The organism is Cobetia crustatorum (genome assembly GCF_000591415.1).
Taxonomy (GTDB): domain Bacteria; phylum Pseudomonadota; class Gammaproteobacteria; order Pseudomonadales; family Halomonadaceae; genus Cobetia; species Cobetia crustatorum.
On record NZ_JEMF01000041.1, the window covers coordinates 23,396 to 29,734 of the forward strand.

The window sequence follows — 6,339 nt, forward strand, 5'->3', positions numbered from 1 at the left end:
CGTCAACTTGAAATGACGTTTTGAAAACCTAGCAGTAGTTTTTTATTTTTGAAACATCATTTCAATAACTTTTAGGAATATATAGCGATCTAATTATGACTAAAAAAGCGCTTATCACCTTCTACTGCATTGTGAGTAGGCGACGAAAGGTGTAAAAACAGTGAAGGGAACACTAAAATACAATTTCATAAATTTCAGAATAAGGGATGTCATGACTTCAGAAGCGAAGGTGGACAATGTCACTGCGGTGATGAAAGTGATGGCAGTACTGGAAGGCTTGGACATTGATCACGAGTCGAGTCTTGCAGACCTGTCCCAGCGCGCCATGATGTCGAAGAGCACTGCGTATCGGTTTTTGCAGACACTCAAGAATCTGGGATATGTCGCCCAGGATCCGGACAACGAGAAGTATCGCTTGACCATGAAAGCCTTCGTGCTGGGCAGCTCAGCACTGGGCAACATGGATTTGATCAAGATGGCTGACCCTGACATGGCTGCTCTATCGACATTGACACGAGAGGCGGTGCACCTCGGTACCCTTGACATCGCAACTGGCGAGATTGTCTATGTCCACAAATACAACTCGCACTTCAATCTGTGCATGAATACCCGCATTGGTGATCGCACGCCGGCGCATACGACGGCGATGGGTAAGGCCCTGATGGCCTACATGAGCGAACCCCAGCTCGAGCATGTACTTTCCAAGATGCCGCTTGAGGCACGCACCGAGCGCACCTTGACCTCTGTTGAAGCGCTGCGTGAACACTTCGCCGTCACTCGTGAGACGGGATTGTCAGAAGATCTCGAAGAAATGGATGATGGTGTCTGCTGCTTCGCAACGCCTATCTTTGATCACACTGGCAAAGCGATCGCAGCACTCAGCATGTCGATCCCGACCATTCGTTATCACCAGGACATCACCCACGAGTATCAGAGAATACTCTGTGAATCCGGGCGAAATATTTCCTCGAATCTCGGATGGAAGCCCAAGCGCTGAGCCCTTTCAGTGCGTGTATGACTCGTGCTATCCACGTCGTCATCTCCTGATATCAAGCCGTGCATTACCCTGCGCTGCATCATGAGATGACGACATTCTCTATCGCTGGACGTGCTTTAAAATCTACTTTTAAACCTGCTCCTGACGGAATACTGAACCAGCTTCAGTCTTCACCGCGCGACGCCTTTTCATATTATCCCTCGCATTATTCTCCGCATATCTGTCCATGCACTCATCATCTTTTGCTCAGGCTTGCTACTGCCCTCTGCTATGACCAATGGATAACCTGCAGCATTTCTCGCCAGCACATTGGCTGCATTATTTCTCAAGCAATCAACGACATAGCGAGCTTCATCGCAGTCAATCATGAGCGATCACTGTAGAGCTGGCACACTGCAATAATCCCATCAAGTCATTGTTTTTATTTAAATAAATAGCAATGAAATGACATTTCATTAACTTTAAATAAAATCTTGACAGTTGAAACGCTCACCCTCTAGCCTTCGAATGCTTCAACAGAAACACTTCCCATAAGCACAAAAAAGGCAGGATGCCATGCATAATAATCGGGTACGCCACCCTATTCTCAATGCCCTTATCATCGCGGCAGGCGCAAGTGCCATTGCTTCTCCTGCATTTGCCAATGATGCCCCGCCAGCAGACGCCTTCAACCTGGATACCTGGAAGCTGACATTGCCGATGGATGGCGATGGTGACGGCAAGGTGGATGAAATCACGGTGTCTGATCTTCAGTCCTATCGTCATCAGGATTATTTCTATCTCGACGATGAAGACCATCTGGTATTCGTGACACCCAACAAGGCGTTCACGACACCTAATTCCAGTAATTCCCGCACGGAGCTCCGCCAGATGTTGCGGGGAACCAATACCAAGATTGGCACCCACGATCCGAAGAACAACTTTGCGCTCGCGTCCCACAAGAATGCCGACAAATTTGCACAGGTCGGTGGCTATCTTGAAGCGACGCTGCGCGTAGACCACGTTGCGGAACGCTCGAAGAAGCCTGAGAGAAAATCAGCATTTTCTGTCGTTGTCGGGCAGATTCATGCTGGCAAGGACGAGAGTGTCATGGAGGAGAATGAGGGCTTCGGTCATGGTAACGAGCCCCTCAAGATCTTTTACAAGAAGCTCCCGGATCAGGAGACAGGCTCCGTCTTCTGGAACTATGAGAAGAATCTTGCCAAGGAAGATCCCAAGCGAACCGACGTCAGCTACGCGGTATGGGGACACGACTGGAATGAGTCGACTGATCCCGGCGAGGAAGGTATCGCACTGGGAGACACCTTCAGCTACAAGGTTGAGGTCAAGGGCGACATCATGCATCTGACCTTCAATGCTGAGGGCCATCCTACCCGCGATTTCGAGATCAACCTGGCCGATAATGTCGATGCCAATGGCAAGGTGGATAGCGATGATCTGCCGGCCGGTTATGCCGGTGATTGGATGTACTTCAAGGCGGGGTCTTACAACCAGTGCAATACCAAACCCTCTTCCAACGCCTGCGAAGGCACGGGCGAATGGAAAACGGATGAAGCCAACGGTGACTATGCCAAGGTGGTGTTCACTCAGCTGGATAGCGGCAAGACGCAGTAAGGTAAACACCGTTTTCAGGTGAAGCGCGATTGCGCTTGAGTGTTTGCATGCCATGCCCGAAACACCCGAATCATCAGCAGACATCTCTGCTGCGGTTCGGGTGTTTTGTTATCTGGACTACCCCTCGCCGCTTCTTACGAATGTTGGCGCAAAAAGTTAAATAAACGGCGCTTTTTGCTCATCCAATCGCACGCAACTTCACGACACTGGGGTCAATCGCGATGCAGACGCTCTAGCACCTCAGCAGCCTGAGCTCTCTGTATCCCTTTTTCATGAGTTATGAGGTCCGTCCATGAATCGCAAGACTATCCTGACATGCGCCATCACTGGCGCGGGAGATACCGCCAGCAAGAACCCGAATGTGCCGGTGACTCCGAAGCAGATCGCCGATGACTGCATCGCGGCGGCCAAGGCCGGCGCCAGCGTGGCCCACATTCACGTGCGTGACCCGGAGACCGGCGGCATCAGCCACTCCACCGAGCACTTCCGTGAAGTCATGGACCGCGTGCGTTCAGCCGACACCGACATCGTCATGAACATCACCGCAGGTGGTGGTGGCGACTGGATTCCGGACGTCAACGACCCGACTCGTGGTGGCCCGGGCACCGATATCCAGACCCCGGCCGAGCGTCACGCGCCGATCCAGGAACTGCTGCCGGAACTGTGCACCCTGGACTGCGGCAGCCTGAACTTCGGCGACATGGTCTACATCAACACCGCTGACTGGCTGCGTGAGCACGCTCGTCTGGTGCAGGCCGCTGGCGTCAAGCCGGAGCTCGAGTGCTTCGACCTGGGCCACGTCTGGTTCGCTCGCCAGCTGCAGCAGGAAGGCCTGCTCGACGATGACCTGCTGTTCCAGCTGTGCCTGGGCATTCCGTGGGGCGCGGAAGCCGACACCGAAACCATGCTGACCATGAAGAACAAGCTGCCGACCAACTCCAACTGGGCAGCCTTCGGTATCGGCCGCATGCAGATGCCGATGGTCGCACAGGCCGTGCTGCTGGGCGGTCACGCTCGCGTCGGTCTCGAAGACAACCTTTATCTTTCCAAGGGCGTGATGGCGACCAATGCGCAGCTGGTCGAGAAGTCCTCTGGCATCATCGAGAACCTGGGCTCCAGCGTGATGACCCCGGCCGAGACGCGCGCCTTCCTCAAGCTGCGTGATCCGTCCACCGGCAAGACCGCCGGCGACGTGGCAGCCCTCGAAACCGCTGGAGGTGTCGCATGAGCCAGTTATCCGTCATCGGTACCGGTGTCATCGGCAATGGCTGGATCTCACGTGCATTGGCCAATGGCTGGGATGTGGTCGCCTTTGATCCGGCCCCGGACGCCGAAGCCCGCACTCGCGCCTTCGTCGAGAACGCCTGGCACGCACTGGAGAAGGATGGCCTGGCGGAAGGCGCTTCCGTCGAGCGCCTGCGCTTCGCCGCGACCCTCGAGGAAGCTGTCGTCGGTGCTGATCTGATCCAGGAAAACGTGCCGGAGCGTCTGCCGCTCAAGCAGGAAATCCTCAGCGCCATCGATGCCGCGGCCGAAGAGCACGTGGTGATCGGCTCTTCCACCTCCGGCTTCAAGCCGACCGATCTGCAGCAGGATTGCAAGAAGGCGCCGGGCCGCGTCATCGTCGCCCACCCCTTCAACCCGGTCTATCTGCTGCCGCTGGTCGAGCTGGTGGGTGGCGAGCACACCTCCCCGGCGCTGCTGGAAGGCGCACGCGAAGACTATCAAGCACTGGCCATGCGTCCGCTGATCGTGCGTCGCGAGATCGAAGGTCACATCGCGGATCGTCTGATGGAAGCGCTGTGGCGTGAAGCCCTGCACCTGGTCAACGATGGCGTCGCCACCACCGAAGAGATCGACGCGGCCGTCGTCTATGGCTGTGGTCTGCGCTGGTCGCTGATGGGCACCTTCCTGACCTTCCACCTCGCCGGCGGCGAGCCGGGCATGCGTCACATGCTCGAGCAGTTCGGCCCGGCCCTGAAACTGCCGTGGACCAAGCTCGAAGCGCCGGAGCTGACCGACGAGCTGATCGACAAGGTCGTGGAAGGCTGCGAATACCAGGCAGCGGGTCGCCCGGTTGCCGAGCTGGATCGTCGTCGCGATGACTTCCTGGTCGAGCTGCTGACGCTGACGCGCAAGTACTGGCCGGAAGCCGAAGGTCTCGAGGGGCGTATCTGATGGACCTGCTCGAGATCACGGTGCCGCATGAATGGGTCGACTACAACGGCCACATGAATGATGCCGAATACGCGCGTGCCTTCTCGATGGCAGTCGAGGCACTGATGGAGCACGTGGGCCTGGATGCCGAGGGTCGTCGCGAACACGACCTGACCATCTACACCCTGGAGACGCACCTGTGCTACCTGGCGGAGGCGCACGAAGGCCAGACACTCAAGGTCAAGGTCCTGCTGCTGGATCACGACCCCAAGCGTCAGCACGTGCTGTTCACTCTGACCGATGCCGACGGCGGCGAGATTGCCACCAGCGAGCAGATGTTGATGGCGATGAGTATCAGTGGCGGTCGTCCGACCCCCTGCCCGGAAGCGGTGGCGGAGCGCATCGCCGCCCTGCCCCAGCCGGCAGGCGACGATGACTGGCCCAAGGCGGCCGGCCGGCGTATCGGTATCCGTCGCAAGACGGCCTGATACGCGCACCGGCAGCGTCAAGAGGTAGACCGTCCTTTCGAAGGATGGACCGACACCCCGTCAGTTTCTGGCGGGGTGTTATCGTATGCATGACATTTTTCCTTTCGGGCCAGAGACCATGACACACGAGACATCTTCACCGCTGCGTTGCCAGGCGTTCATCGACGCCTTCGCCGACGGCATGGCCGAATTGGCAGGCCTGTCAGTCGCCGAGAGCCGGCCTCAGTGCGAAGCCCTCTACGCGCGCCTGGCCGCACCACTCGCAGACGGCGTCACGCCAAGCGACGAGACACTGCATTCCGATGATGGCCACGTCATTGCCCTGCGACGTTTCCGCCCGACGCGTGAGGCGCCACGCAAGGACGGCTGTGTCGTCTATCTGCACGGCGGCAGCTGGCAGGTCGGCTCGCTGGATAGCCATCAGGGCGTGGCCTCAAGCCTGGCGTCACGGCTCAATCGTGAGGTCATCAGCGTGGATTACCGGCTGTTGCCGGAAGCGTCCTATCAACAGGCGCTGATGGATTGTGAGGTTGCCGTGCGTGAACTGACTCCTGTCGCAGTCGTCGGCGACAGTGCTGGCGGTCGCCTGGTCATGGATGTCTCACGCCTGCATCACGAGACACAATCGCCCTATGTGCTGGGCCTCATCTACCCGCCGATGGACCCGGTACTGAGCCTCGACAATGAAGACCTCGCCACACTGGGGTCGACGGCGCCACTGCTGAGCCGTGAAGAAATCGTCGCCATGTGGCAGCTGGTGGCCGAGGGTGACCCCTCGCACAGTTACGCCATGACGCCACCCCATTCACGGCAGGCACCGGCGCAGGTCATCGAAGTGCTCTCGGTCGAACATGACCCTCTCACGGCGCCGCTGGAGGCGGCCGTCGCCACCTGGAAAGCCCAGGGGGCGGAAGTCGGCTATCACTGCGCGACGGGGATGGTCCATGCCGCCCTGCACGCCCATCATGAATTGCCTGAGATGGGCATCGCCTGGCGTGATTTCTGTGACGCCTTGACGCGCCGTCTTGACGAGGCATGATGCCGCCCCGGGCGGTCGTGCCATGAAAAGAGGCCCGTACCGAT

6 protein-coding genes are annotated in these 6,339 nt (G+C 57.7%); all 6 read left to right on the top strand.

Annotated features, from left to right (window positions below):
• The first annotated feature begins 211 nt into the window (after positions 1-211).
• Positions 212-997 (top strand): DNA-binding transcriptional regulator KdgR, encoded by a 786-nt coding sequence (gene kdgR / locus BF12_RS0110195; protein ID WP_024952189.1) that lies wholly within the window; start codon positions 212-214, stop codon positions 995-997.
• 555 nt (positions 998-1,552) lie between these two features.
• Positions 1,553-2,611 (top strand): polysaccharide lyase family 7 protein, encoded by a 1,059-nt coding sequence (locus tag BF12_RS0110200; RefSeq protein WP_024952190.1) that lies wholly within the window; start codon positions 1,553-1,555, stop codon positions 2,609-2,611.
• 292 nt (positions 2,612-2,903) lie between these two features.
• Positions 2,904-3,839 carry a beta-keto acid cleavage family enzyme gene (locus BF12_RS0110205; protein ID WP_024952191.1) on the top strand — a complete coding sequence of 312 codons (936 nt, stop codon included), beginning with the start codon at positions 2,904-2,906 and terminating at the stop codon, positions 3,837-3,839.
• A complete protein-coding gene (locus tag BF12_RS0110210; RefSeq protein WP_024952192.1) occupies positions 3,836-4,789 on the top strand; it encodes an L-carnitine dehydrogenase in 954 nt (317 codons plus the stop codon). The genes BF12_RS0110205 and BF12_RS0110210 overlap by 4 nt, the downstream gene beginning before the upstream one ends.
• A complete protein-coding gene (locus BF12_RS0110215) occupies positions 4,789-5,256 on the top strand; it encodes a thioesterase family protein (RefSeq protein ID WP_024952193.1) in 468 nt (155 codons plus the stop codon). The genes BF12_RS0110210 and BF12_RS0110215 overlap by 1 nt, the downstream gene beginning before the upstream one ends.
• Positions 5,257-5,374: 118 nt before the next feature.
• Complete coding sequence (locus BF12_RS0110220; protein ID WP_084488069.1) at positions 5,375-6,295, top strand: alpha/beta hydrolase fold domain-containing protein; 921 nt, start codon at positions 5,375-5,377, stop codon at positions 6,293-6,295.
• Positions 6,296-6,339: the final 44 nt, after the last annotated feature.

Bases quoted from the DNA above. Each gene is read 5' to 3' on its own strand.
- kdgR (WP_024952189.1), top strand. From the start codon at position 212: ATGACTTCAGAAGCGAAGGTGGACAATGTCACTGCGGTGATGAAAGTG.
- BF12_RS0110200 (WP_024952190.1), top strand. From the start codon at position 1,553: ATGCATAATAATCGGGTACGCCACCCTATTCTCAATGCCCTTATCATC.
- BF12_RS0110205 (WP_024952191.1), top strand. From the start codon at position 2,904: ATGAATCGCAAGACTATCCTGACATGCGCCATCACTGGCGCGGGAGAT.
- BF12_RS0110210 (WP_024952192.1), top strand. From the start codon at position 3,836: ATGAGCCAGTTATCCGTCATCGGTACCGGTGTCATCGGCAATGGCTGG.
- BF12_RS0110215 (WP_024952193.1), top strand. From the start codon at position 4,789: ATGGACCTGCTCGAGATCACGGTGCCGCATGAATGGGTCGACTACAAC.
- BF12_RS0110220 (WP_084488069.1), top strand. From the start codon at position 5,375: ATGACACACGAGACATCTTCACCGCTGCGTTGCCAGGCGTTCATCGAC.